This is a genomic window from Pseudooceanicola profundus (assembly GCF_054919315.1).
The window spans coordinates 3,682,672-3,703,875 of sequence record NZ_CM142898.1; the positions used below are offsets into that span (position 1 = coordinate 3,682,672).

The window sequence follows — 21,204 nt, forward strand, 5'->3', positions numbered from 1 at the left end:
CGGGTGCGGGCAAGCTGCTGACTTTGCGTCATTCTGCCCCTCTTTCCCGTTGCCTGTCGCGGAGCCCGATGGTGACTGGCCGGCGCTGCTGGACATGGTCGGACAGGGGGGCGAAATTGTTTACCAAAGAGCCACAGGCCCCAAATTCGACACATACTGTTCCTAATGTCACCACGTGTCCTCGCTATGGACAGGTTAACGAATGTTACGAGTGCATCTTTTCGTCTGTAAATAACGAATCTCCCGAGGCGTGATGCTGAGAAATCCGAAAAAAGACCCGCCCAAGATCCCCGCCACCTGGGTCGAGGTCCCGACCGACTATACCAATTCGCCGCGCTGGACGCCGAGAATCGGTGAGAATTTCCCCAACTTCTCAGCCGACTCGACGATCGGGAAGGTCACCTTCCACCCCTATACCACGGGCAACTGGACGATCTTCTTCTCGATCGCCGATGCCTTCTCGGAGACCTGCACGCGTGAGCTGATCTCCCTCGCAGCGCTGCAGGACGACCTGTGGCGCGCGGGCGTGAAGGTTTTGGGCATCGCGCGCAACAGCGTGGCGGAACTGAACGACTGGTGTGCGCAGGCCTCGGCCCGCGGCGGCCAGCGGATCAGGCTGCCGATCATGTCCGATCCGGACGGGCTGCTGACCAGCACCTTCGGGATGATCCTGCCGCACGAGGAAGTCGAGACGACGATCCGCAAGACGATCATCATCAACCCGCAGCTGAAGGTCAGCATGTTGTTCGAATATCCGCTCTATATCTCGCGGTCGACGGACGAGATGCTGCGCGCCCTCGATGCGGCGCAGGAGCATTACGACGAACTGGCCGCGCAGCGGATTCGGTTCTGAACCGCCACGCAGGCAGGACTGTCGGGGGAATGCAAAAGGGGAGCCGCGAGGCTCCCCTTTGTCATGTCTGGTCCGGGTCCGGTCCGGGCGGGATCACACCAGCCGCGAAACCTCCTTGGCCGCGCGCACGAAGTCGCGGAACAGGGGATGCGGGTCGAAGGGTTTCGACTTCAACTCCGGGTGGAACTGGACGCCGATGAACCACGGGTGATCCTTCACCTCGACGATCTCGGGCAGGCGGCCGTCGGGGGACATGCCCGAGAACTGAAGCCCGCAGGCTTCCAGCTTCTCGCGGTACTTGATGTCCACCTCATAGCGGTGACGATGGCGTTCCTCGATCTGCGTGGAGCCATAGACCTCGGCCACCTTGGAGCCTTCGGTCAGCGCCGCGGTATAGGCGCCAAGACGCATGGTGCCGCCCTTGTCGTCGTCGACCTTGCGCTGCACCGCGTGGTTGCCCTGCACCCATTCCTTCAGGTGGTAGACCACCGGTTCGAAGCGTTTCTTGCCGGCTTCGTGGTCGAATTCCTCGGAGCCCGCGGTGGTGAGACCGGCAAGGTTCCGGGCCGCCTCGATCACGGCCATCTGCATCCCGAGGCAGATCCCGAGGTAGGGGATCTTGCGCTCGCGGGCGAATTGCGCCGCCTTGATCTTGCCCTCGGTGCCGCGCTCGCCGAAGCCGCCGGGCACGAGGATCGCGTGGTAGCCTTCGAGGTGGGGGGCTGCGTCTTCGTGGTCGAAGACCTCGGCATCCACCCATTCCACGTTGACCTTGATCCGGTTGGCCATGCCGCCGTGGGTCAGGGCCTCCTTGATCGACTTGTAGGCGTCTTCCAGCTGCGTGTACTTGCCGACGATGGCGATGTTCACCTCGCCGTCGGTGTGCACGAGACGGTCCGACACGTCTTCCCAGACGCTGAGGTCCGGGCGCGGGGCGGGCGAGATCTGGAAGGCGTCGAGGACGGCCTGGTCCAGCCCCTCGCGGTGGTAGGCCAGCGGCGCCTCGTAGATCGACTTGAGGTCATAGGCCGCGATCACGGCGTCCGAACGCACGTTGCAGAAGAGGCCGATCTTCTCGCGCTCCTTGTCGGGAATCGGGTGCTCGGAACGGCAGACCAGGATGTCCGGCTGCAGGCCGATGGAGCGCAGCTCCTTCACCGAGTGCTGGGTCGGCTTGGTCTTGAGCTCTCCGCTCGCCGCCAGCCAGGGCAGCAGCGTCAGGTGCATGAAGATGCACTGGCCGCGGGGCCGGTCCTGGCTGAACTGGCGGATCGCCTCGAAGAAGGGCAGGCCCTCGATGTCGCCGACGGTGCCGCCGATCTCGCAGAGCATGAAGTCGACCTCGTCCTCGCCCACGGCGAGGAAATCCTTGATCTCGTTCGTGACGTGGGGAATCACCTGGATCGTCTTGCCCAGGTAATCGCCGCGGCGCTCCTTCTCGAGCACGTTGGAATAGATCCGGCCCGAGGAGACGCTGTCGGTCCTGCGGGCGGCCACGCCGGTGAAGCGCTCGTAGTGGCCGAGGTCGAGGTCGGTCTCGGCACCGTCGTCGGTCACGAAGACTTCCCCGTGCTCGAAGGGCGACATCGTGCCCGGGTCCACGTTCAGGTAGGGATCCAGCTTGCGCAGGCGGACCGAGAAGCCGCGCGCCTGCAGAAGCGCCCCAAGGGCCGCCGAGGCCAGACCTTTGCCAAGGGACGACACGACGCCGCCCGTGATGAAGATGTATCTGGCCATATGCTCGGATAACCCCCGTGAAGTCTCGTTCAAAGCGTTGGAAACGCCAATTCATGCCCAAAACGGCCCCTTGGGGCCGCAGCATCACGGGATTTGACCGCTATCAGATTCGGAGGCCCTTGGCAATCCAAACGCAAGATGCTGTTGAGGATTGTGGGCGATCCTCAACTTGTTGTATGTCGTCAGGGGTGCTGTCCCCGATGCCCGCGCCGATGGGTCTGGGGCGGGCTGCGGCGGTTTGGCCGCGTGGCGGGCGGGCAGGGCGGACCTGCCCCCGCAGCGGGGCCCCGGCTCAGTTGGCCGAGGGCACCAGGGTATTGTCGTCAGCCGCCGGCGGCGGGACGAGGCTGCCGCCGGTGTCCGGCGAAACAGGGGCGGTCTGGCTCTGCTCGGCGGCCGGTGCGGCCACGCCGAGACGGTCGAGGATCGAGGAGCCCGCGGATTTCTCGGCGGCGACGATGGTCAGCACCAGCGAGGTGATGATGAAGCCGATCGCGAGGAACCAGGTGATCTTGCTGAGCGCCGTGGCGGCCTGCCGCCCGGTCATCGCGCCGCCGCCACCCATGCCGAGACCGCCCCCTTCGGAGCGTTGCAGCAGCACCACGCCAATCAGCGAGAGCGCCAGCAGCAGGTGGATGATGAGGACGACGTTTTCCATGCCCGGGCCTTCCTTTTCGTATCAGCAGGCTATCTAGGCCAGCACGCCGCTTGGCACAACCCCATTTAGCGAGGCAAAGGGGGTGCAAGACGGATCGCCGCGGGTCCCGTGGTGCGTCCTGCGGCGGGGAATGCGCGCCTCACGCCGCGGAAGGCGCGGGCTCACTCGTCCACGTCGTCCACATCGGCCTGCCCGGCAAGGCGGCGGCGCACATGGGACCAGCTGAGTCCGATACCGAGCACGAAGGAGAGCGCGACAATGGCCAGCCAGGTGTTCATCCCGGGATTGTCGAGCGAGAGCAGGCCGTAATCCACCAGCACCCAGATCAGCGCCGCCACGATGGCCAGCACCAGCATCATGCCGAGCGCCCCGGTCGAGCGCAGCGTGGCCCGCAGGTAGACGATGTAGCCCACAAGCAGGAGCAGGCCCAGGAGAAGGATCAGTGGCAGCTGCGCCCCGCCGTCGGTCCGTGCCCATGTGACGTAGTTCCAGGGCGTCGGGTTGAAGGTCAGGGCCAGCAGCAGGAAGGCCATGATCCAGCGGGCGAGGAACAGCATCGGCGTCTCCGTATCTGGTGCGTCATCTGGTGCGCGCGTGGCGCGCGGCGTGCGGCGCGACCCGGCGCGTTCCTTTTATGTGGGCGCGGGGGGCGAGCTGTCCAGCGGTCTCCGCCCCGGGCGGGGCGGAGGCGCGAAGCTGTGCAGGGGCCATCCGGCCCCTGCGGGTGCGGGGGCGCTGCCCCCCTTGCACGGCTGCGCCGTGCAATTCCCCCCGGAGTATTTCGGGAAAGATGAAGCGGGCGCGGGCAGCGGGGAAGACGGCGGGCGGGGCCTGCGGCAGGGCCGACCGGTCAGGAGAGGGAGATGGGCCCGGTGGCGGTTGTGGCCCGAGGTTGCGGCCCTTTGCGGGGGGCCGGGTTGCGCCGGGCGCAGGCACGCGGCGAAGAAACCGGTTTCGGAGCGGGGCGGGCTTCGCTATAGAGTGCCGGGTTTCATAACTGCCAAGAGGTCCGTCATGGCAAACGTTGTCGTCGTGGGCGCCCAGTGGGGCGATGAAGGAAAGGGCAAGATCGTCGATTGGCTCTCGGAGCGGGCCGATGTCATCGCCCGATTCCAGGGCGGGCACAACGCGGGCCATACGCTCGTGATCGACGGGAAGGTCTACAAGCTGAACGCGCTGCCCTCGGGCGTGGTGCGTGGCGGCAAGCTGTCGGTGATCGGCAACGGGGTCGTGCTCGACCCCTGGCACCTGGTCAAGGAAATCGCCTCGATCCGCGAACAGGGCGTGGAGATCACCCCCGAGACGCTGATGGTCGCGGAGAACACCCCGCTGATCCTGCCGATCCACGGCGAGCTCGACCGGGCGCGCGAGGAAGCGGCCTCCAAGGGGACCAAGATCGGCACCACCGGTCGCGGCATCGGCCCGGCCTACGAGGACAAGGTGGGCCGTCGGTCCGTCCGGGTCGCCGACCTCGCCGACGAGGCGACGCTGATCACCCGTGTCGACCGCGCGCTGCAGCACCACGATCCGCTGCGCAAGGGCCTGGGCATCGCGCCCGTGGACCGCGAGGCGCTGATCGCCGCACTGAAGGAGATCGCCGCCGAGATCCTGCCCTATGCCGCACCGGTGTGGAAAGTGCTCAACGAGAAGCGCAAGGCCGGCAAGCGCATCCTCTTCGAAGGGGCGCAGGGCGCGTTGCTGGACATCGATTTCGGCACCTACCCCTTCGTGACCTCCTCCAACGTGATCGCCGGGCAGGCGGCCACGGGCGTGGGCATCGGGCCGGGCTCGATCGACTACGTGCTGGGGATCGTGAAGGCCTATACCACCCGCGTGGGCGAAGGGCCGTTCCCGACCGAGCTGGAAGACGAGGATGGCAACCGCCTCGGCACCCGGGGGCGCGAGTTCGGCACCGTCACCGGCCGCAAGCGCCGCTGTGGCTGGTTCGACGCGGCGCTGGTGCGCCAGACCTGTGCCACCTCGGGTGTCAACGGCATCGCGCTGACCAAGCTCGACGTGCTGGACGGCTTCGAGACCCTGAAGATCTGCGTGGGCTACGACTGTGACGGTGAGCGGCTGGACTACCTGCCGATGGCCGCCGAGCAGCAGGCCCGCTGCGTGCCGGTCTACGAGGAGATGGAAGGCTGGAGCGAGTCGACCGAGGGCGCCCGGAGCTGGGCCGACCTGCCGGCGGCGGCGATCAAGTACGTCCGTCGTGTCGAGGAACTGATCGACTGCCCGGTTGCGCTGCTCTCGACCTCGCCCGAGCGGGACGACACGATCCTCGTCACCGATCCCTTCGAGGACTGAGGCCATGGCGCTCGGCTACAAGGCAAGGCGGCGCTGGTCGCTGGTGATCCTGCTGGTCGGGCTGCCGCTCTACATCGTGGCGGCCGTCACGATCATGACCTGGCTCGAACGCCCGCCGATCTGGCTGGAATTCCTCGTATATGTCCTGCTGGGGATCGTCTGGGCGCTGCCCTTCAAGATGGTCTTCCGCGGCGTGGGCCGGGGCGACCCGGAGGCCGACCGCGAGGAGTGATCCCGAGGCTTCGCGCGGGGGGGGCGTGCAGGGCTTCGGGTCCGTGGCTCGCGTCCTATGCCCCGTATAGGGCAGGCGGTGCGGAGCAGAGGTCAAATCGCAGGCGAATGACACGGCGCCGCGGACTTTCGGGTCCGCGGCGCTGGTGCTTTCGAGGAGGCTGGCGCAGGGTCCGCGCCAAGACCGACTCGAAAGGAACCAAGATGCAACTCCCCGACATGCCCTTCACCTTCGTGGACTGGAGCGAGATCATCCCCACCGAACACCCGGGCGAGACCGGCTCGACCAGCTGGCGCACCTTCAAGGCGGGCGACCTGCGGGTGCGGGTGGTGGAACACGCGCCGGGCTACCTGGCGGATCACTGGTGCGACAAGGGGCACGTGCTCTATGTCATCGAGGGCGAGATCGAGACCGAGCTGAAGGATGGCCGGACCTTCACCATGAAGGCAGGCACGGGCTACCACGTCTCGGACTTCGGCGATGCGGCGCACCGGTCCTCGACCAAGACGGGTGCGAAGATCTTCATCGTCGACTGATCCGGGGCGCGGTGCGTGGGGGCCGCTTGTCCCGGCGCGGCGCCCGCAGGGACGCGCGTGGAACAGAGAAACGGCCGGGCACTTGCGTGTCCGGCCGTTGGCGTTTCAGGCGGGGTGGGAGGGGGCCCAGACCCATTGTGAGTTGCAGTGCCCCGCCAGCACGACGTCGGGGTCCGGGCTGCGACCGGCGTTGACCCCCTGACGTGTGTGCACATGGCGGGGGTGGGAGGGGGCCCAGTCTAACCGATGTTTGCAGTGCCCCCCTTGGCGCTGCGGGGCGGCCTGGTGAGTCCTTGCCTCCAGTCACCTAGGAAAGTGCAAATTTCGGCGGTGGAAGGGGGCGCTGCCCCCGTCGCCTTGCGACTCCCCCGGGATGTTTGTGAAACGAAAAGGGATCAGCCGAGTTCGGCGAGGCGGGCGAGGGCCTCGTTGAGCTTGGCCTGTTCCTCCTCGCGGGCGGCGAGGTTCTCGCGGGTTTCCTCCACCACCTCGGCCGGGGCACTTTCGGCGAACTTGGGGTTCTTCAGGCGCCCGGCGAGGCCACCGATCTCCTTGGCGAGCTTCTGGAGCGTCTTTTCGAGCCGGGCCTTCTCCTCGGCGATGTCGATGACATCGGCGAGCGGCAGGCCAAAGGTGGCGCCCTCCACCGGGATCGCGATGGTGCCCTTGGGCATGGCGGCGACCTCGGTCAGGCTGTCGATCCGGGCAAGGCGCTTGATCAGCGTCTCGTTCCGGCTCCACGCGGCCATGGAGGCGGCATCCATCTGGGTGGTAACCATCGGGATCTGAAGCCCGGCGGGCACATGCATCTGGGCGCGGGCAGAGCGGACGTTCTCGATCAGCGAGATGACCCAGGTGGTTTCGCGGTCGGCGTCTGCATCGGCGAGCCCGGCGGCGGTGTAGGTCGGCCAGTCGGTGTGGACGAGGGGCGTTTCGCGGCTGCGCAGGTTGTCCCAGAGCTCTTCGGTGATGAAGGGCATGATCGGGTGCAGCAGGATCAGGCACTGGTCCAGCACCCAGCCCATGACGGCCTGGGTCTCGGCCCGTTCGGGCGCGTCATCCATCAGCAGGGGCTTGGAGAATTCCACGTACCAGTCGCAGACCTTGCCCCAGACGAAGGCATAGAGCGCATTGGCCGCATCGTTGAAGCGGAAGGCGGCAAGCGCTGCGTCGACCTCTTCGCGCACGCGGGCGGTTTCACCGAGGATCCACTTGTTGACCGTGGCGGTGGCCACCGGCGCACCTGCGGGGGCGGGCTGCTCGTAGACGCCGTTCATCTCGGCGAAGCGGGCGGCGTTCCAGATCTTGGTGCCGAAGTTGCGGTAACCCGCGATCCGCTGGGTCGAGAGTTTCAGGTCGCGGCCCATGGCGGCCATGGCCGTCAGGGTGAAGCGTACGGCATCCGCGCCGTATTCGTCGATGAGTTCCAGCGGGTCGAGCACGTTGCCGAGGGATTTCGACATCTTCTTGCCCTTCTCGTCGCGGACGAGGGCGTGGACATAGACGGTGTCGAAGGGCCGGTCGCCGACCACGGCGTATTGCATCATCATCATCCGGGCGACCCAGAAGAAGATGATGTCGAAGCCGGTCACCAGCACGCTGGTGGGGAAGTACTTTTCGAGCTCCGCGGTCTGCTCGGGCCAGCCGAGCGTGCCGATCGGCCAGAGGCCCGAGGAGAACCAGGTGTCGAGCACGTCGGGGTCACGCCAGACCGGGTAGACGATTTTCGTCGGGTCCTGGCTGGCGGTGTACTCGGCGAGGCAGCGGGCAAGTGTCTCGATCGCCTCGTGCTTGTCGGCCACCTCGACCACGCGGGCGTGGGAGATCGGGGTGGGCGTGTCGGCGATTTCCTTCAGGAAGGCCGCGGTGACCGCCTCGAAATCGGAGGCGCAGTGCATCACGTCGCCCGCGTGCAGCATCCCGCCGTCGTTCAGCAGCTCCAGCATCTCGACGAGGTCGAGGGCGCCGTCGCCCTCCGCGTCCACCGTCTTGCGGATGCCGAGGTCGAGCCCGTACCACACGGGGATCTGGTGGCCCCACCAGAGCTGGCGCGAGATGCACCAGGGCTCGATGTTCTCGAGCCAGTGGAAATAGACCTTGGCGTCCCGCTCGGGCAGGATCTGGGTCGTACCGTCGCGCACGGCGTCGAGCGCGGGGCCCACGATCTTGGTGGTGTCGACGAACCATTGGTCGGTCAGCATCGGCTCGATCACGACCTTGGAGCGGTCGCCGAAAGGCTGCATGACGGGTTTGGATTCGACGTAAGGAATGTCGGTCTCGCCGTCCTCGTCCTTGATCGTGACCGCCAGACCGGCGGCGTTGATGTCGGCGACCACGGCCTTGCGGGCCTCGGCGCGGTCCATGCCGCGATATTTCTCGGGCACGAGGTTCAGGCTGTCGACTTCCAGTTCGTTCGTCTCGGACCCGGCGGCGATTTCGCGCGCGCGGGCGACCGCGTCGTCGTAGGGCAGGCCATCGGCGCGCATCGCGCCCTTGGTGTCCATCAGGCGGTACATGGGCAGGTTGCCGCGCTTGGCGACCTGATAGTCGTTGAAGTCATGCGCGCCGGTGATCTTGACCGCGCCCGAGCCGAAGTCGGGATCGGGGTATTCGTCCACCACGATGGGGATCAGACGATCGCAGAGCGGCAGGTGCACCATCTTGCCCACGATCGGCGCATAGCGCGCGTCCGAGGGGTGCACGGCCACGGCGCCGTCGCCCAGCATCGTCTCGGGCCGGGTCGTGGCGATCGAGATATAGTCGCGGGTTTCGCGGAAGACGACTTTGCCGTCTTCGTCCTTCTCGACGTATTCATAGGTCTCGCCATCGGCGAGCTTGTACTTGAAGTGCCACATGTGGCCCGCGACTTCGATGTTCTCGACCTCGAGGTCGGAGATCGCGGTTTCGAAATGCGGGTCCCAGTTCACCAGCCGCTTGCCGCGGTAGATCAGGCCCTTGGTGTACATGTCCACGAAGACCTTGATCACGGCATCGTGGAAGTTGCCGTCTTCGCCCTCGGGGGCACCGGGGGCGCCAGACATGGTGAAAGCGTTGCGCGACCAGTCGCAGGAGGCGCCGAGGCGCTTGAGCTGGTTGATGATCGTACCGCCGGACTGCTGCTTCCACGCCCAGACCTTGTCGAGGAAGGCCTCGCGGCCCATGTCGCGGCGGCCCGGTTCACCGGCCTTGGCCAGTTCGCGTTCGACGACCATCTGGGTCGCGATGCCCGCGTGGTCCTGACCGGGCTGCCACAGGGTGTCGTGGCCCTGCATGCGGTGCCAGCGGACGAGGATGTCCTGCAACGTGTTGTTGAACGCATGCCCCATGTGCAGCGAACCGGTCACGTTGGGTGGCGGGATCATGATGCTGAAGGTCTCGGCCCCCGGCTTGGCATTGGCACCGGCCTTGAAGGCGCCCGAGCTTTCCCAGCGGTCGTAGAGGCGCGGTTCGGCTTCGGCAGAGTTGAAGGTCTTTTCCATCGGCATCGGAGGATCCCCAGATCGTGAGGTTATCTTTACGTTTGCAGGGGGGATACCCCGTCCGGCCCCGGAGGAAAAGCCGTGATGCGTGGCAGCGTCGCCGCAGCGTCTGACGGGCCGGGGCCGGGCCCTGCGGTTCGGGGGCGGGGCGCAGGCAGAATTTTCGAAAATTCTGCTCAAAATTCTTCGAAGAATTTTGCCGTGCAACGGAGAGGTCGGGCGCGGATCGCGGGGCGGGCGTCGGCCCCCCGCCATAGGGGGTAGCCCGCGATGACGCCGGCGCGTTTCAGCTGCTCCAGACGGGCCTGAAAGGTGGAGCGGGCGAAGTCCAGCCGCCGGGCCAGCATGGTCACCGGGCTGCGGGCCTTCGACGTGGCGAGCGCTGCCGAAATGGCCTCCGTCCGCGCCGCAGATCCGGAGGCCGTGCCTCACTACAAGAACCCCGTGCGCTCGCGGGGCGAGGTTGCGGAGGTGGCGGGCTCTGGCAGCGCCTCCGCCTCGATCGACGATCCGGGCGAACTGGCCAGGCTGGCGCCGCTTACGGGGATCGCGGTCTCGGCCCGACCCGCGATTCCGTCGACCGGCTGCAGGAGGGACACCCCGCTGCCCGACACCATCGCCGAGGGCGACCACCTCGTCTTCTCGGGCATGGGCGCCTATTCGCTGGCCACGGGCACGCGGTTCAACGGCTACGGGCTTGGCGATCCGGTGGCGGTGCGCGGTCTCTGAGGCGCTGCCCCGGCGATGGGGCTGGACACCGGGTCCATGGCCGGTACTCTCGCCTCAAGAGGTCACATCGAGGAGGGGCACGCCATGGAAAAGTTCGGCAAGAGCCAGCCGGTTCGCCGGTTCGAAGACACCCGTTTCATCACCGGCACGGGTGGCTACGTCGATGACGTCGCCCCGGCCGGATCGCTCTATCTCTACGTGGTCCGCTCGCAGGTGGCCCATGGCACGCTGAGCGCGCTCAGCCTCGACGAGGCCCGTGCGGTCGAGGGCGTGGTGATGGTGGCGGGCACCGCCGAGCTGCACGCGGCGGGTCTCACCGGGGGCCTCGGCGCCACCGTGCTGAAGAACCGCGACGGCTCCAGCGCGGCGGCACCCAAGCATCCGATTCTCGCCGAGGACCGCGTCCGCTGGGTCGGCCAGCCGGTCGCCATGATCGTGGCCGAAAGCCTCGAGGCCGCCCGCGACGCCGCCGAACTGGTGGAAATGGAGATCGACGACCTGCCGGTGCAGCTGGCGCTCGCCCCGGGCGAGGTGGCGCTGCATGACGAGGCGCCGGACAACCGCGGGCTCGACTGGTCCATGGGCGATGCCGCAGAGGTCGAGGCGGCGATGGAAGCGGCGGCACAGGTGCTGACCTTCTCGGTCCGCGACAACCGGGTGATCGTCAACGCGATGGAGCCGCGCGGCTGCTTCGCGGAATGGGAGGCGGGCCGGATGCATGTCTCCTTCGGCGGGCAGGGCGTCTGGGGCGCCAAGGCCGAACTGGCCGAGCTCTTCGCCCTCGACAAGGAAGCAGTGCGGGTCACCCACCCGGACGTGGGCGGCGGCTTCGGCATGAAGGCCAAGCTCTACCCGGAATACGTCATGGCCGCATTCGCCGCCAAGGAACTGGGCCGCCCGGTGCGCTGGATCGCGGACCGGACCGAGTCCATGCTGGCCGACAACGGCGCGCGCGACCTCGACCACGTGGTGCGCATGGGCTTCGACGCGGATCACAAGCTGCTGGCCTATCATGTGAAAACCCTTTGCAATCTGGGGTCTTACAACTCGAACTTCGGGCAGGCGATCCAGTCCGTCCTCTTTGCCAAGGTGCTGACCGGCACCTATGACGTGCAGCCCGCGCTGCTGGAGGTCGAGGGCTTCTATACCAATACCGCGCCCACCGATGCCTATCGCGGTGCCGGCCGTCCCGAGGCGATCTACCTGCTGGAACGCTGCATGGACCTCGCCGCGCGGAAGCTGGGGACCGATGGCTGGGAGTTGCGGCGCAAGAACTTCATCAAACCCGACCAGTTCCCCTATCGCTCGGCCACGGGCGAGCTTTACGACGTGGGCGATTTCGCCACGCTGCTGGACCGCGCCGCCGAGGAAAGCGGGCTGGCGGGCTTCGCCGGGCGCCGTGCGGCCTCGGAGGCGGCAGGCCGCCTGCGGGGGCTGGGGCTCTGCTACTATATCGAAAGCATTCTGGGCGATCCTTCCGAGACCGCGAAGGTGGAGTTCAACGAGGATGGCACGGTGACGATCTACGTCGGCACCCAATCGAACGGGCAGGGACATGAGACGGTCTATGCGCAGTTCCTCTCGGATCAGACCGGCATTCCCGTCGATCTGATCTCGGTCGTGCAGGGCGACAGCGACCGGATCGCCAAGGGCGGCGGCACCGGCGGGTCGCGCTCCGTCACCACGCAGAACAACGCGACACTGGCCACCGTGGGCGCCATGGTGACGAGCTTCACCGAGTATCTCGCCGCGCGGATGGGCGTCGAGGCGGGCGATATCTCCTTCGATGACGAAAGCTTCCGCATCAAGGGCTCCAACGCGGCGCCGACCTTCCTCGACCTTGCCGAGATGGCGCGCGAGGACGGCCGCACGGACCTGCTGACCCATGAGCAGACGGCGACCCTGCCGGGACGGTCCTATCCCAACGGCGCCCATGTCGCCGAGGTGGAAATCGACCCGGGCACCGGCGCGGTGACGCTGGAGCGGTACACGGTGGTCGATGATTTCGGCAACCTGATCAACCCGATGCTGGCCGAGGGGCAGGTGCATGGTGGTGTCGCGCAGGGCGCGGGCCAGGCGCTGATGGAGAATTGCGTCTATGACGCCGAGGGCCAGCTGCTGACCGCGACCTTCATGGATTACGCCATGCCGCGGGCGGACAACATCCCGATGATCTCCTTCACCTCGAACCCGGTGCCCTCGACGGCCAATGCCCTTGGCATGAAGGGCTGCGGCGAGGCGGGCACCGTGGGCTCCATGGCGGCGACCTCGAACGCGGTGATGGATGCGCTCTGGGACAAGGGCGTCCGACAGGCGGACATGCCCTTCACGCCCCAGCGGGTCTGGGCGATGCTGGAAGATGCTGCGGCAGCTCTCTAAGGCGCTGATCGGGCGGCTCTTTCCCGCTTGGAGGGAGGGCCGCCGGAAACCCGGCTACGCCGGACGGCGTGGCCCGGTCACCCATGTGGTGATCCTCGACGGCACCATGTCCTCGCTCGATCCCGGGGAGGAGACCAATGCCGGGCTGACCTATCGGCTGCTGTCCGAGGGCAGCGCGGGCAACCTCTCGCTCTACTACGAGGCGGGCATCCAGTGGGACAGCTGGGGGCATACCACCGACGTCATGATGGGCCGCGGCATCAACCGGCAGATCCGGCGGGCCTATGGCTACCTCGCCTCGCGCTACCATCCGGGCGACCGGATCTTCCTCTTCGGCTATTCCCGGGGCGCCTATGCGGTGCGCTCTCTGGCGGGGATCATCGACCGCGTCGGCCTGCTGCGTGCCCATGAGGCGACGGAACGCAACATCCTGCAGGCCTATCGCCACTACCAGTCCAACACCGGCGGCGAGGTGCTGCACGACTTCGGGCGGCTCTATTGCCACGACATGGTGGACATCGAGATGATCGGCGTCTGGGACACGGTCAAGGCGCTTGGCCTGCGTCTGCCGCTGTTGTGGCAGATCACCGAGCCCCAGCACGCCTTCCACAACCACGCGCTTTCGGAATGCGTGAAGGCGGGCTATCACGCGCTCGCACTGGAGGAGACGCGTTCGGTCTTCGAACCGGTGCTCTGGCAGAGCGATCCCCATTGGCCCGGGCGGTTGGAGCAGGTCTGGTTCGCGGGCACCCATGGCGACGTGGGCGGGCAGTTGGGTGGCGTCTCTGCGGCGCGGCCACTGGCGAATATCCCGCTGGTCTGGATGCTGGAGAAGGCCGAGGCCCATGACCTGCCGCTTCCCGAGGGCTGGCGCATGCGCTTCCCGCGCGACGTCAACGCGCCCTCGATCGGGACATGGCAGGGGGTGGGCAAGATGTTCCTGATCCGGGGCAAGCGGGTGGTCGGGCGCGACCCCTCCGAGCGGCTGCACGATACGGCCCTGGCGCGCGGGCTGGTGATGCCGGACCTGCAGGCGGTCTGATCGGGCGCTGCACCCGAGGTCTGGCAGGAAAATTCTTTGAAGAATTTTCCCAAGATTTTTCGAAAAATCTTGTGTGCGGGCCGGGCAGGGCGCGCGGGCCGCGGGCGGTCTGTTCCCTTCAGGGCCAAAGCGAAACGGCGCCCCGAGGGACGCCGTTTTCAAGGTCTTCGAAGACTATGGATCGGAATTCCCGAAAACTCCGGTCCTGCCTCAAGCCTTAGGCCACCTTCTCCAGCTTGGCCTGCGGGGTCACGCCGAGGGCGTGGCAGACGTCGCGGGTCAGCTCGGGCTTGTTCAGCGTGTAGAAGTGCAGGCTGTCCACGCCCTCTGCCATCAGCTCCGAGCAGAGTTCAGTGCAGAGCGCGGTGGCCAGCAGGTCGGACCGGCCGTCACGGTCGGCCTTCTCGAAGGCATCTTCCAGCCAGGCCGGGAAGGTCGCGTCGCAGCGCTTGGCGAAGTTGCGGATGCCCTTCCAGTTGCCGATCGGCTGGATGCCGGGCAGGATCTTGTCCTCGATGCCCGCCTTGGCGCAGGCGTCGCGGAACCGCAGGAAGGTCTCGGCCTCGAAGAAGAACTGGGTGATCGCCTCGTCTGCACCGGCGTCGAACTTGCGCTTGAGATACTCCACGTCGGCGGCGTGATCCGTCGCCTCGGGGTGTTTCTCGGGGTAGGCGCCGACGCGGATCAGGAAATCGCCACGCTTCTTCAGCGCGGTGATCAGCTCCAGCGAGTCGGCGAAGCCACCGGGATAGGGGGTGAACTTGCCTTCGCCCTTCGGCGGATCGCCCCGCAGCGCGACGATTTCCTTCACGCCGGCCTCGGCGAAACTGTCGGCGATGGCGAGGGTCTCTTCCTGCGTGGCGTTCACGCAGGTCAGGTGCGCGGCCACGTTCAGGCCAGAGTTCTTGTGCAGCGTCGCCACGGCGTCGCGGGTCAGGTCACGGGTCGTGCCGCCCGCGCCGTAGGTGACGGAGACGAAGCGCGGCGCCAGCGGGGCCAGAACCTGCACCGTGTCCCAGAGCCGGAAGGAGGCCTCCAGCGACTGCGGCGGGAAGAATTCGAAGGAGATCGTGGGTACGGTCATCGGTCGGAGTCCATCTCTTGAGTTGATCCCTTGTCGCATCGGGGCGTTCGTGAGACAACTTCATAAAATTCATTCACAACATGAAGGGCGCTCAAGCTTGCATATCGAGTTTCGTCATCTTCGGACCATCAAGGCGATCCACGAGGCCGGAGGCCTGGCCCGCGCGGCGGAGCAGCTGCACATCACCCAGTCGGCCTTGTCGCACCAGATCAAGGGCTTGGAGGATCAGGCCGGGGTGGAGCTCTTCGCGCGCCGCTCCAAGCCGTTGAAGCTGTCCTCCGCAGGGATGCGCCTGCTGCGGCTGGCGGACCGTATCCTGCCCGAGATCGAGGCGCTGGAGGACGAGTTCAAGGGCCTGCGCGACGGCAAGACAGGGCGGCTGCATATCGCGATCGAGTGCCATGCCTGTTTCGAGTGGCTGTTCCCGGTGCTGGAGCAGTTCCGCAAGGCCTGGCCCGACGTGGACGTGGATATCCGCCCGGGCCTCGCCTTCGACGCGCTGCCCGCGCTGCAGAAGGAAGAGGTCGACATCGTCATCTCCTCCGATCCGGAGGACCTGCCGGGCGTGGATTTCGTCCCGCTCTTCGACTACGCGCCGGTCTTCGTGGCCTCGGCCCAGCATCCGCTGGCACAGAAGGAGTACGTCGTGGCCGAGGATTTCCGCGGCGAGACACTGATCACCTACCCGGTGGAACGGTCCCGGCTCGACGTGTTCAGCCAGCTGCTGAGCCCCGCCAAGGTCGAGCCCGCCAACGTGCGCCAGGTGGAACTGACGGCGGTGATCCTGTTGCTGGTGGCCTCGAACCGGGGCGTGGCGGTGCTGCCCGACTGGGTGGTGCGCGAGGTGAAGTATCACTCCGACTACGTCACGCGCCCGATCACCGAGGGCGGGCTGACCCGCAGGCTCTACGCGGCCGTGCGCAGCGAGGACGGCTCGAAACCCTTCGTGGCGCATTTCATGCGGCTGGCCCGGACCGAGCCGCTGAAGCTGCAGCGCACCTGAGGGGGTTTGATCCGGCGCAGCGCGATGCAGGCTGACCTGCTCCGCTGCGTCCCTCAGGCAGGAGAACGGTGCGTCAGGCCCTTATTCCGCTGCAAGTGCACGGGGCTGGGGGCTGTGGAAAAACCTGTGAGCGGCTTCTCCGGCCAGATGGGTGATCCGGCCTGCCACGACGGTCGCCGCTATGGCGCGGGTTTCGGCGTTCACGATGGTCAGATCGGCCCGGCGGCCGGGATCGAGGCGGCCGCGGTCGGCCATGCGCAGGATCGCGGCAGGCTTCTCCGAGATCAGCGCCCAGGCCCGGGGCAGGTCCATGACGCCGCGGTCCACGAGGGCAAAGGCCGCCTGCGCGAGCGCGGGATAATAGTAGTCCGACACCAGCCCGTCGCAGAGCCCGTCGGCGATGATGTCCTGCGCCGAGACATTGCCCGACTGCGAGCCGCCGCGCACCACGTTGGGCGCGCCCATCAGCACCGGGTCGCCGACCGCGCGGGCGAGCGCCGCCGCAGGCCGTGCGGTGGGAAACTCGCAGATCTTCGCCCCGATCATCGAGAACATCTCGCGGGTTTCGCCATCGGGGTCGTCGTGGCTGCCGTAGGTCACGCCGAGCGCGTCGAACCGTTCCGCCAGCTTGCACAGGTAGCGCGGCACGTCGCGCGACTGGCGCTTGGCGGCATGGACCGTGGCGAGGAATTCCTCGGGCGTTTGCAGCGCCTTGCGGGCCCAGGCAGCGACGTCCTCGGGCTTGAGCAGGGCGGTGGTCAGGGTCTCTTCGATGTGGTTGTTGAAGACCACGTAGTCGATGCCATGACGCTCCACCGCCTCGATCAGGCGGTCTCCGGTGCCTACCGTATGGGTCTCGCAGCGGACCTGCAGGCGCAGGTCGGTCAGGGCATGGCCCCGGTAGGAGGCCAGCCCCTGCATCATCTTGATCGCGAAATCCGGGCTGCGGAACCCGCCCTCCCAGGACCAGCTCTGCGCCATGTAGGCCGTGGTCACCCCATTCGCCGCCGCATCGGCATCGGTGGCGCGCAGGGCGGTGGCAATGGGGAAGGGGGCAGAGGGCCGGGGGGCGAGGTGACGCTCGAAGGCATCGCCGTGCAGGTCGATGATCCCCGGCAGGATCAGGTAACCGGTCAGATCGACCTCGGGCAGGGGGCCGCGCGTGATCCGGCCCTCGCTGAAGGCCAGCGAGCGCTGCTGCAACTCGCCGTCGCGCAGGATCGTGGCGCCGGTCAGGCGCAGGGAAGGATAGGACAGGGGCATCGTCTGCTCGGGTCAGTGATTTTCGCTGGTGATTTTCGCTGTGGATAACCGACTCATGTATCGGTTGAGTGACAAAAGAGGCTTATTTTCATGGCAGTTTGCGCGGCGATGCGGCATTGCAGGTGCAGCGCGGGCGGGGGTGCCTGACGAGAGCCCCCATGGGCCGCCCGGGCAGGCCGTGGCTGCGCACCGCCCAACAACCCGTCCCAGTATCACTGCCCCGGCGCTCAGCCCGCCTCATTCTCATGCAGGGTCAGGGTGATCCGTTCACCCGCGAACCAGGTGTGCCCGAATTCCACCGGCACGCCCTCAGGGTCGACGTTGATCGAGACGGCAAAGATCAGGGGCGCGCCTTCGCGCAGCCGCAGGTGCAGCGCCTGCATCGCATCGGCGGCGGTGGCGGTGATCCGCGTGGACGTGCGCGTATAGTCCGGCACGCCCTGTTCCCGCAGGGCCTCGGTGACGGAGCCGATCCGCGCCAGCACCTCGCCCATGTGGGGGAAGCGCTGCGCCGGGAAGACGGCGCGAAAGACGGCGATCGGCTGATCATCGGAGAGAGAGATGCCTTCGGAGATATGCACCATCGCACCGGGGGAGAGCTTCAGCGCGGCGGCTTCCTCGGCGTCGGCGGCGCGGGTCTCGAAGCTCAGCCGCTGACGGCTGGGCAGGCGGCCCGCGGCGCGCATGTTGTGGTGGAAGCGGACGCGCCGGCCGATGGGGTAATCCGTGGGCCGCTGCGCCACGAAGACGCCGGCCCCGCGCCGTGCATGGACCAGCCCGTCCTCCGCCATCTCCGCAAGGGCGCGGCGGACCGTGTGCCGGTTGACACCGAAGCGCGCAGACAGCGCGGCCTCGGTCGGCAGCTTGTCGCCCGGGGCGTAGTGGCCCGCGGCAAGGTCCTCTGTCAGCCGGTCCCGGATGCTCTGCCAGATCGAGGATTTTTTCGCATCCCGAGGGGCAGCGGCGCTCTCTGTCATGAAATCTTCACCTCGATAGGTCTTGTGCGACTCGGGTTGGCTGTCTAATGATTTGTCTAGTTGTATAGTAATCTCGACAAATTCGCAAGGTGTCTAGATGAGCCCGAGCCCCGTCCCAGAAACCCCCGACACCGCTGCCGGCACCGCTGCTAGGCGCGACTGGATGTCGGTCCTCGCCAAGGCCCCCGCAGCTGACCTCGACGCCCTGTGGCAGGCCCATGGCGCCACACCCGGCTTCACATGGCTGCGTGCGCCCGAGGTGGGCGCCGTCATGGTGCGCGGCCGGGCCGGTGCCGTGGGGGCTGCCTTCAACCTCGGAGAGATGAGCGTGACCCGCGCCTCGCTGCGGCTTGCGGACGGCACCGTCGGGCATGCCTACGTGCAGGGCCGCAGCCGCCGGAAGGCAGAGCAGGCGGCGCTGGTGGATGCGCTGATGCAGACCGGGGCAGCCGACAGCATAGGTACGGCGATCCTCGCGCCGCTGAAAGGCGCGGCCTCCGACCGGGCCGAGGGCCGCGCCGCCCGCGCCGCCGCCACCAAGGTCGAGTTCTTCACCATGGTCCGGGGAGAAAACAAATGATGGCCTCCGAAGCCCTCACTGACGCCCTCACCGGGGGGTTCGCCGATGCGCCCACCGAGGCCGCGCGCGCCTTCCGCGCCGCGATGAATGCCATGGCCTTCCCGGGCCGCATCCAGCCGATCACCGGCGGGCAGGGACCGGCGCCGCTGTCGCCCGCCGCCGCCACGCTGCTGCTGACGCTCTGCGATCCGGAAACGCCGCTCTACCTTGCGGGTGCCCACGACACGCAGGCGGTCCGCGACTGGGTCACCTTCCACACCGGTGCCCCGCTGGTGGGGCCGTCCGAGGCGATGTTCGCCGTGGGAAACTGGGGCGCGCTGCAGCCCGTTTCGGCCTTTGCCATCGGCACCTCGGAATACCCCGACCGCTCCGCCACGCTGATCGTGGAAAGCGCGGCGCTGGAGCAGGCGGGCAGCACGCTCACCGGCCCCGGCATCAAGGAAACCGCCGCGTTCTCCCTGCCGGAGCCGGAGGTCTTTGCCGCCAACGCGGCCCGCTTCCCGCTGGGATGGGATGCCTATTTCACCTGCGGCGACCGCCTCGCGGCGCTGCCCCGTTCGACAAAGGTGTCCTGATGTACGTTGCAGTGAAAGGCGGCGAACGCGCCATCGACAACGCCCATGACTGGCTGGCGGAGGAGCGCCGCGGCGACCTCTCGGTGGCTGAGCTTTCCATCGCGCAGATCCGCGAGCAGCTGGCCTTGGCGGTGAACCGCGTGATGGCCGAGGGCTCGCTCTACGATCCCGACCTCGCGGCGCTTGCGATCAAGCAGGCGCGCGGCGACCTGATCGAGGCGATCTTCCTGATCCGCGCCTATCGCACGACCCTGCCGCGCTTCGGCCATTCCGCGCCGGTGGACACCGGTGCCATGGCCTGCGACCGCCGCATCAGCGCGACCTTCAAGGATGCGCCGGGCGGTCAGGTGCTGGGGCCGACCTTCGATTACACCCATCGGCTGCTCGATTTCGCGCTCGAGGCCGAGGGACTGGAGGCGCCGCAGGCCGCGCAAGCCACGCCAAGGCGCGACCCCACGCCGCATATCACCGAGTTCCTCGACAGCGAGGGGCTGCTGCAGCCCGACCTGCGCCCCGAGGACGACACGCCCCGTGACCTGACCCGCGAGCCGCTGGAACTGCCCGCCGACCGGCCGTTGAGGCTGCAGGCGCTGACCCGGGGGGACGAGGGCTTTGTCCTTGGCATGGCTTATTCGACGCAGCGCGGCTACGGCCGCAACCACCCCTTCGTGGGCGAGTTGCGCGTGGGCACTGTGCCGGTGGAAATGGAGATCCCCGAGTTGGGATTTGCCATCGAGATTGGAGAGATGACCCTGACGGAATGCGAAACCGTGAACCAGTTCACCGGCTCCAAGTCCGAGCCGCCGCAGTTTACCCGGGGCTATGGCCTCGTCTTCGGGCATTCCGAGCGCAAGGCGATTTCCATGGCGCTGGTGGATCGCGCGCTCAGGTGGGAAGAGCTGGGAGAGGACAACGTGGGCGCCCCGGCGCAGGACACGGAATTCGTCCTGTATCACGCCGACAACATCCAGGCGTCGGGCTTTCTTGAGCACATAAAACTCCCGCATTACGTGGACTTCCAGTCCGAACTTGAACTGATACGAAAGCTGCGCCGCGAGGCGCAGGCGACCAGCCGGAAGGAGGCTGCGGAATGAGCGCTGGAGAGGTGAAAGCCGTCGTCTTTGACATCGGGGGTGTGCTGATCGAATGGGACCCGCATCTCGCCTGGCTCGACCAGATGGGCTCGCGCGAGGCGGTGGCGGCGTTCCTTGAGCGCGTCGATTTCCCCGCCCGCAACCTGCGTGGAGACGGGGGCGAGACCTTCGCCGACCTCGCCGCTGAAATCTCGGACCCGGAGGACAGCGCGCATCTCGCGGCCTACGTGGCCCATTACCACAAGGCCGTCCCCGCGAAGATCGAGGGCACATGGGCATTGCTCCACCGGCTGAAGGCCGCGGGTGTGCCGGTCCACGGGATCACCAACTGGTCCGCCGAGACATGGCCCGAGGGGCTGACGGTCCATCCGGAACTGGCGGAGATTTTCGAGGTCCTCGTCGTTTCGGGGCAGGAGAAGATGTTGAAACCCGAGGCCCGGATCTTCGACCTGCTCTGCTCCCGCGCAGGGCTGGAACCGGGGCAGTGCCTCTTCATCGACGATGCGCTGAAGAACGTGCAGGGGGCGCAGGCGGCGGGGATGGATGCCGTGCAGTTCACCGATCCCGCCACGCTGGAACGCGACCTGATGGAAAGGGGGCTGCTGTGACGACGCAGACCGCAGAGGCGGGCCAGAGCGCCTACAACTTCGCCTATCTCGACGAACAGACCAAG

The 21,204-nt window shown here is 67.1% G+C and carries 19 protein-coding genes; 12 read left to right on the top strand and 7 right to left on the bottom strand.

Translation table 11 applies throughout. The features are described 5' to 3' along the window. Nucleotides 1–253: 253 nt before the first annotated feature. Entirely contained in the window at nucleotides 254–853 is a 600-nt protein-coding gene (locus ACX9MO_RS16940; protein WP_222489762.1) for a redoxin domain-containing protein, read from the top strand. A gap of 93 nt (nucleotides 854–946) precedes the next feature. Here the strand turns inward: ACX9MO_RS16940 and ACX9MO_RS16945 are convergent, their stop codons facing one another. The 3 genes from ACX9MO_RS16945 to ACX9MO_RS16955 form a co-directional block, all read right to left on the bottom strand. Beyond that, nucleotides 947–2,590 carry a CTP synthase gene (locus ACX9MO_RS16945; protein WP_222489763.1) on the bottom strand — a complete coding sequence of 548 codons (1,644 nt, stop codon included), beginning with the start codon at nucleotides 2,588–2,590 and terminating at the stop codon, nucleotides 947–949. A 292-nt stretch (nucleotides 2,591–2,882) separates the two neighbouring features. Beyond that, nucleotides 2,883–3,248 (bottom strand): preprotein translocase subunit SecG, encoded by a 366-nt coding sequence (gene secG, locus ACX9MO_RS16950; RefSeq protein ID WP_224821956.1) that lies wholly within the window; start codon nucleotides 3,246–3,248, stop codon nucleotides 2,883–2,885. A 161-nt stretch (nucleotides 3,249–3,409) separates the two neighbouring features. Further along, the gene (locus tag ACX9MO_RS16955) at nucleotides 3,410–3,805 is read right to left on the bottom strand and encodes a DUF6524 family protein (RefSeq protein WP_462212684.1); all 396 of its coding nucleotides are present in this window, start codon (nucleotides 3,803–3,805) and stop codon (nucleotides 3,410–3,412) included. A 457-nt stretch (nucleotides 3,806–4,262) separates the two neighbouring features. On the opposite strand from ACX9MO_RS16955, the gene ACX9MO_RS16960 reads away from it, so the two are divergent. The 3 genes from ACX9MO_RS16960 (at nucleotide 4,263) to ACX9MO_RS16970 (ending at nucleotide 6,326) form a co-directional block, all read left to right on the top strand. Beyond that, complete coding sequence (locus ACX9MO_RS16960; protein ID WP_222489766.1) at nucleotides 4,263–5,558, top strand: adenylosuccinate synthase; 1,296 nt, start codon at nucleotides 4,263–4,265, stop codon at nucleotides 5,556–5,558. Between the two features lie 4 nt (nucleotides 5,559–5,562). Continuing rightward, the gene (locus tag ACX9MO_RS16965; protein WP_222489767.1) at nucleotides 5,563–5,790 is read left to right on the top strand and encodes a DUF2842 domain-containing protein; all 228 of its coding nucleotides are present in this window, start codon (nucleotides 5,563–5,565) and stop codon (nucleotides 5,788–5,790) included. 203 nt (nucleotides 5,791–5,993) lie between these two features. Further along, a complete protein-coding gene (locus ACX9MO_RS16970; RefSeq protein WP_462212685.1) occupies nucleotides 5,994–6,326 on the top strand; it encodes a DHCW motif cupin fold protein in 333 nt (110 codons plus the stop codon). A gap of 395 nt (nucleotides 6,327–6,721) precedes the next feature. On the opposite strand, the gene ACX9MO_RS16975 is transcribed toward ACX9MO_RS16970, so the two are convergent. After that, the gene (locus ACX9MO_RS16975) at nucleotides 6,722–9,811 is read right to left on the bottom strand and encodes a valine--tRNA ligase (RefSeq protein WP_462212686.1); all 3,090 of its coding nucleotides are present in this window, start codon (nucleotides 9,809–9,811) and stop codon (nucleotides 6,722–6,724) included. A 306-nt stretch (nucleotides 9,812–10,117) separates the two neighbouring features. On the opposite strand from ACX9MO_RS16975, the gene ACX9MO_RS16980 reads away from it, so the two are divergent. The 3 genes from ACX9MO_RS16980 to ACX9MO_RS16990 all read left to right on the top strand — a co-directional run bounded on the left by ACX9MO_RS16980 (nucleotide 10,118) and on the right by ACX9MO_RS16990 (nucleotide 13,955). Further along, the gene (locus tag ACX9MO_RS16980; protein ID WP_462212687.1) at nucleotides 10,118–10,534 is read left to right on the top strand and encodes a hypothetical protein; all 417 of its coding nucleotides are present in this window, start codon (nucleotides 10,118–10,120) and stop codon (nucleotides 10,532–10,534) included. An 84-nt stretch (nucleotides 10,535–10,618) separates the two neighbouring features. Beyond that, nucleotides 10,619–12,913, top strand: a complete 2,295-nt coding sequence (locus tag ACX9MO_RS16985) for a xanthine dehydrogenase family protein molybdopterin-binding subunit (protein ID WP_462212688.1) — start codon at nucleotides 10,619–10,621, stop codon at nucleotides 12,911–12,913. Further along, complete coding sequence (locus ACX9MO_RS16990; RefSeq protein ID WP_222489772.1) at nucleotides 12,894–13,955, top strand: DUF2235 domain-containing protein; 1,062 nt, start codon at nucleotides 12,894–12,896, stop codon at nucleotides 13,953–13,955. Before ACX9MO_RS16985 ends, ACX9MO_RS16990 begins: the two co-directional genes overlap by 20 nt. A gap of 217 nt (nucleotides 13,956–14,172) precedes the next feature. On the opposite strand, the gene metF is transcribed toward ACX9MO_RS16990, so the two are convergent. Beyond that, on the bottom strand, nucleotides 14,173–15,039 hold the full coding sequence (metF, locus tag ACX9MO_RS16995) for a methylenetetrahydrofolate reductase [NAD(P)H] (protein WP_462212689.1): 867 nt from the start codon (nucleotides 15,037–15,039) through the stop codon (nucleotides 14,173–14,175). A 97-nt stretch (nucleotides 15,040–15,136) separates the two neighbouring features. On the opposite strand from metF, the gene ACX9MO_RS17000 reads away from it, so the two are divergent. Then, complete coding sequence (locus ACX9MO_RS17000; protein ID WP_462212690.1) at nucleotides 15,137–16,042, top strand: LysR substrate-binding domain-containing protein; 906 nt, start codon at nucleotides 15,137–15,139, stop codon at nucleotides 16,040–16,042. A gap of 81 nt (nucleotides 16,043–16,123) precedes the next feature. Here the strand turns inward: ACX9MO_RS17000 and ACX9MO_RS17005 are convergent, their stop codons facing one another. Further along, on the bottom strand, nucleotides 16,124–17,305 hold the full coding sequence (locus tag ACX9MO_RS17005; protein WP_462212691.1) for an alpha-D-ribose 1-methylphosphonate 5-triphosphate diphosphatase: 1,182 nt from the start codon (nucleotides 17,303–17,305) through the stop codon (nucleotides 16,124–16,126). A 227-nt stretch (nucleotides 17,306–17,532) separates the two neighbouring features. Further along, the gene (phnF, locus tag ACX9MO_RS17010; protein WP_462212692.1) at nucleotides 17,533–18,282 is read right to left on the bottom strand and encodes a phosphonate metabolism transcriptional regulator PhnF; all 750 of its coding nucleotides are present in this window, start codon (nucleotides 18,280–18,282) and stop codon (nucleotides 17,533–17,535) included. 97 nt (nucleotides 18,283–18,379) lie between these two features. Here phnF and phnG point away from each other — a divergent pair, with 97 nt between their 5' ends. From phnG to ACX9MO_RS17030, 4 genes are read left to right on the top strand one after another with little or no spacing between them, the layout of a single operon-like run. Continuing rightward, entirely contained in the window at nucleotides 18,380–18,862 is a 483-nt protein-coding gene (phnG, locus tag ACX9MO_RS17015) for a phosphonate C-P lyase system protein PhnG (protein WP_462212693.1), read from the top strand. Further along, on the top strand, nucleotides 18,859–19,437 hold the full coding sequence (gene phnH / locus ACX9MO_RS17020) for a phosphonate C-P lyase system protein PhnH (protein WP_462212694.1): 579 nt from the start codon (nucleotides 18,859–18,861) through the stop codon (nucleotides 19,435–19,437). The genes phnG and phnH overlap by 4 nt, the downstream gene beginning before the upstream one ends. Next, the gene (locus tag ACX9MO_RS17025) at nucleotides 19,437–20,531 is read left to right on the top strand and encodes a carbon-phosphorus lyase complex subunit (protein ID WP_462212695.1); all 1,095 of its coding nucleotides are present in this window, start codon (nucleotides 19,437–19,439) and stop codon (nucleotides 20,529–20,531) included. Before phnH ends, ACX9MO_RS17025 begins: the two co-directional genes overlap by 1 nt. Further along, the gene (locus ACX9MO_RS17030) at nucleotides 20,528–21,139 is read left to right on the top strand and encodes an HAD family hydrolase (RefSeq protein WP_222489779.1); all 612 of its coding nucleotides are present in this window, start codon (nucleotides 20,528–20,530) and stop codon (nucleotides 21,137–21,139) included. Before ACX9MO_RS17025 ends, ACX9MO_RS17030 begins: the two co-directional genes overlap by 4 nt. Nucleotides 21,140–21,204: the final 65 nt, after the last annotated feature.

Coding starts and splice junctions, on each gene's coding strand:
- ACX9MO_RS16940 (WP_222489762.1), top strand. CDS start 254: ATGCTGAGAAATCCGAAAAAAGACCCGCCCAAGATCCCCGCCACCTGG.
- ACX9MO_RS16945 (WP_222489763.1), bottom strand. CDS start 2,590: ATGGCCAGATACATCTTCATCACGGGCGGCGTCGTGTCGTCCCTTGGC.
- secG (WP_224821956.1), bottom strand. CDS start 3,248: ATGGAAAACGTCGTCCTCATCATCCACCTGCTGCTGGCGCTCTCGCTG.
- ACX9MO_RS16955 (WP_462212684.1), bottom strand. CDS start 3,805: ATGCTGTTCCTCGCCCGCTGGATCATGGCCTTCCTGCTGCTGGCCCTG.
- ACX9MO_RS16960 (WP_222489766.1), top strand. CDS start 4,263: ATGGCAAACGTTGTCGTCGTGGGCGCCCAGTGGGGCGATGAAGGAAAG.
- ACX9MO_RS16965 (WP_222489767.1), top strand. CDS start 5,563: ATGGCGCTCGGCTACAAGGCAAGGCGGCGCTGGTCGCTGGTGATCCTG.
- ACX9MO_RS16970 (WP_462212685.1), top strand. CDS start 5,994: ATGCAACTCCCCGACATGCCCTTCACCTTCGTGGACTGGAGCGAGATC.
- ACX9MO_RS16975 (WP_462212686.1), bottom strand. CDS start 9,811: ATGCCGATGGAAAAGACCTTCAACTCTGCCGAAGCCGAACCGCGCCTC.
- ACX9MO_RS16985 (WP_462212688.1), top strand. CDS start 10,619: ATGGAAAAGTTCGGCAAGAGCCAGCCGGTTCGCCGGTTCGAAGACACC.
- ACX9MO_RS16990 (WP_222489772.1), top strand. CDS start 12,894: ATGCTGCGGCAGCTCTCTAAGGCGCTGATCGGGCGGCTCTTTCCCGCT.
- metF (WP_462212689.1), bottom strand. CDS start 15,039: ATGACCGTACCCACGATCTCCTTCGAATTCTTCCCGCCGCAGTCGCTG.
- ACX9MO_RS17005 (WP_462212691.1), bottom strand. CDS start 17,305: ATGCCCCTGTCCTATCCTTCCCTGCGCCTGACCGGCGCCACGATCCTG.
- phnF (WP_462212692.1), bottom strand. CDS start 18,282: ATGACAGAGAGCGCCGCTGCCCCTCGGGATGCGAAAAAATCCTCGATC.
- phnG (WP_462212693.1), top strand. CDS start 18,380: ATGAGCCCGAGCCCCGTCCCAGAAACCCCCGACACCGCTGCCGGCACC.
- phnH (WP_462212694.1), top strand. CDS start 18,859: ATGATGGCCTCCGAAGCCCTCACTGACGCCCTCACCGGGGGGTTCGCC.
- ACX9MO_RS17025 (WP_462212695.1), top strand. CDS start 19,437: ATGTACGTTGCAGTGAAAGGCGGCGAACGCGCCATCGACAACGCCCAT.
- ACX9MO_RS17030 (WP_222489779.1), top strand. CDS start 20,528: ATGAGCGCTGGAGAGGTGAAAGCCGTCGTCTTTGACATCGGGGGTGTG.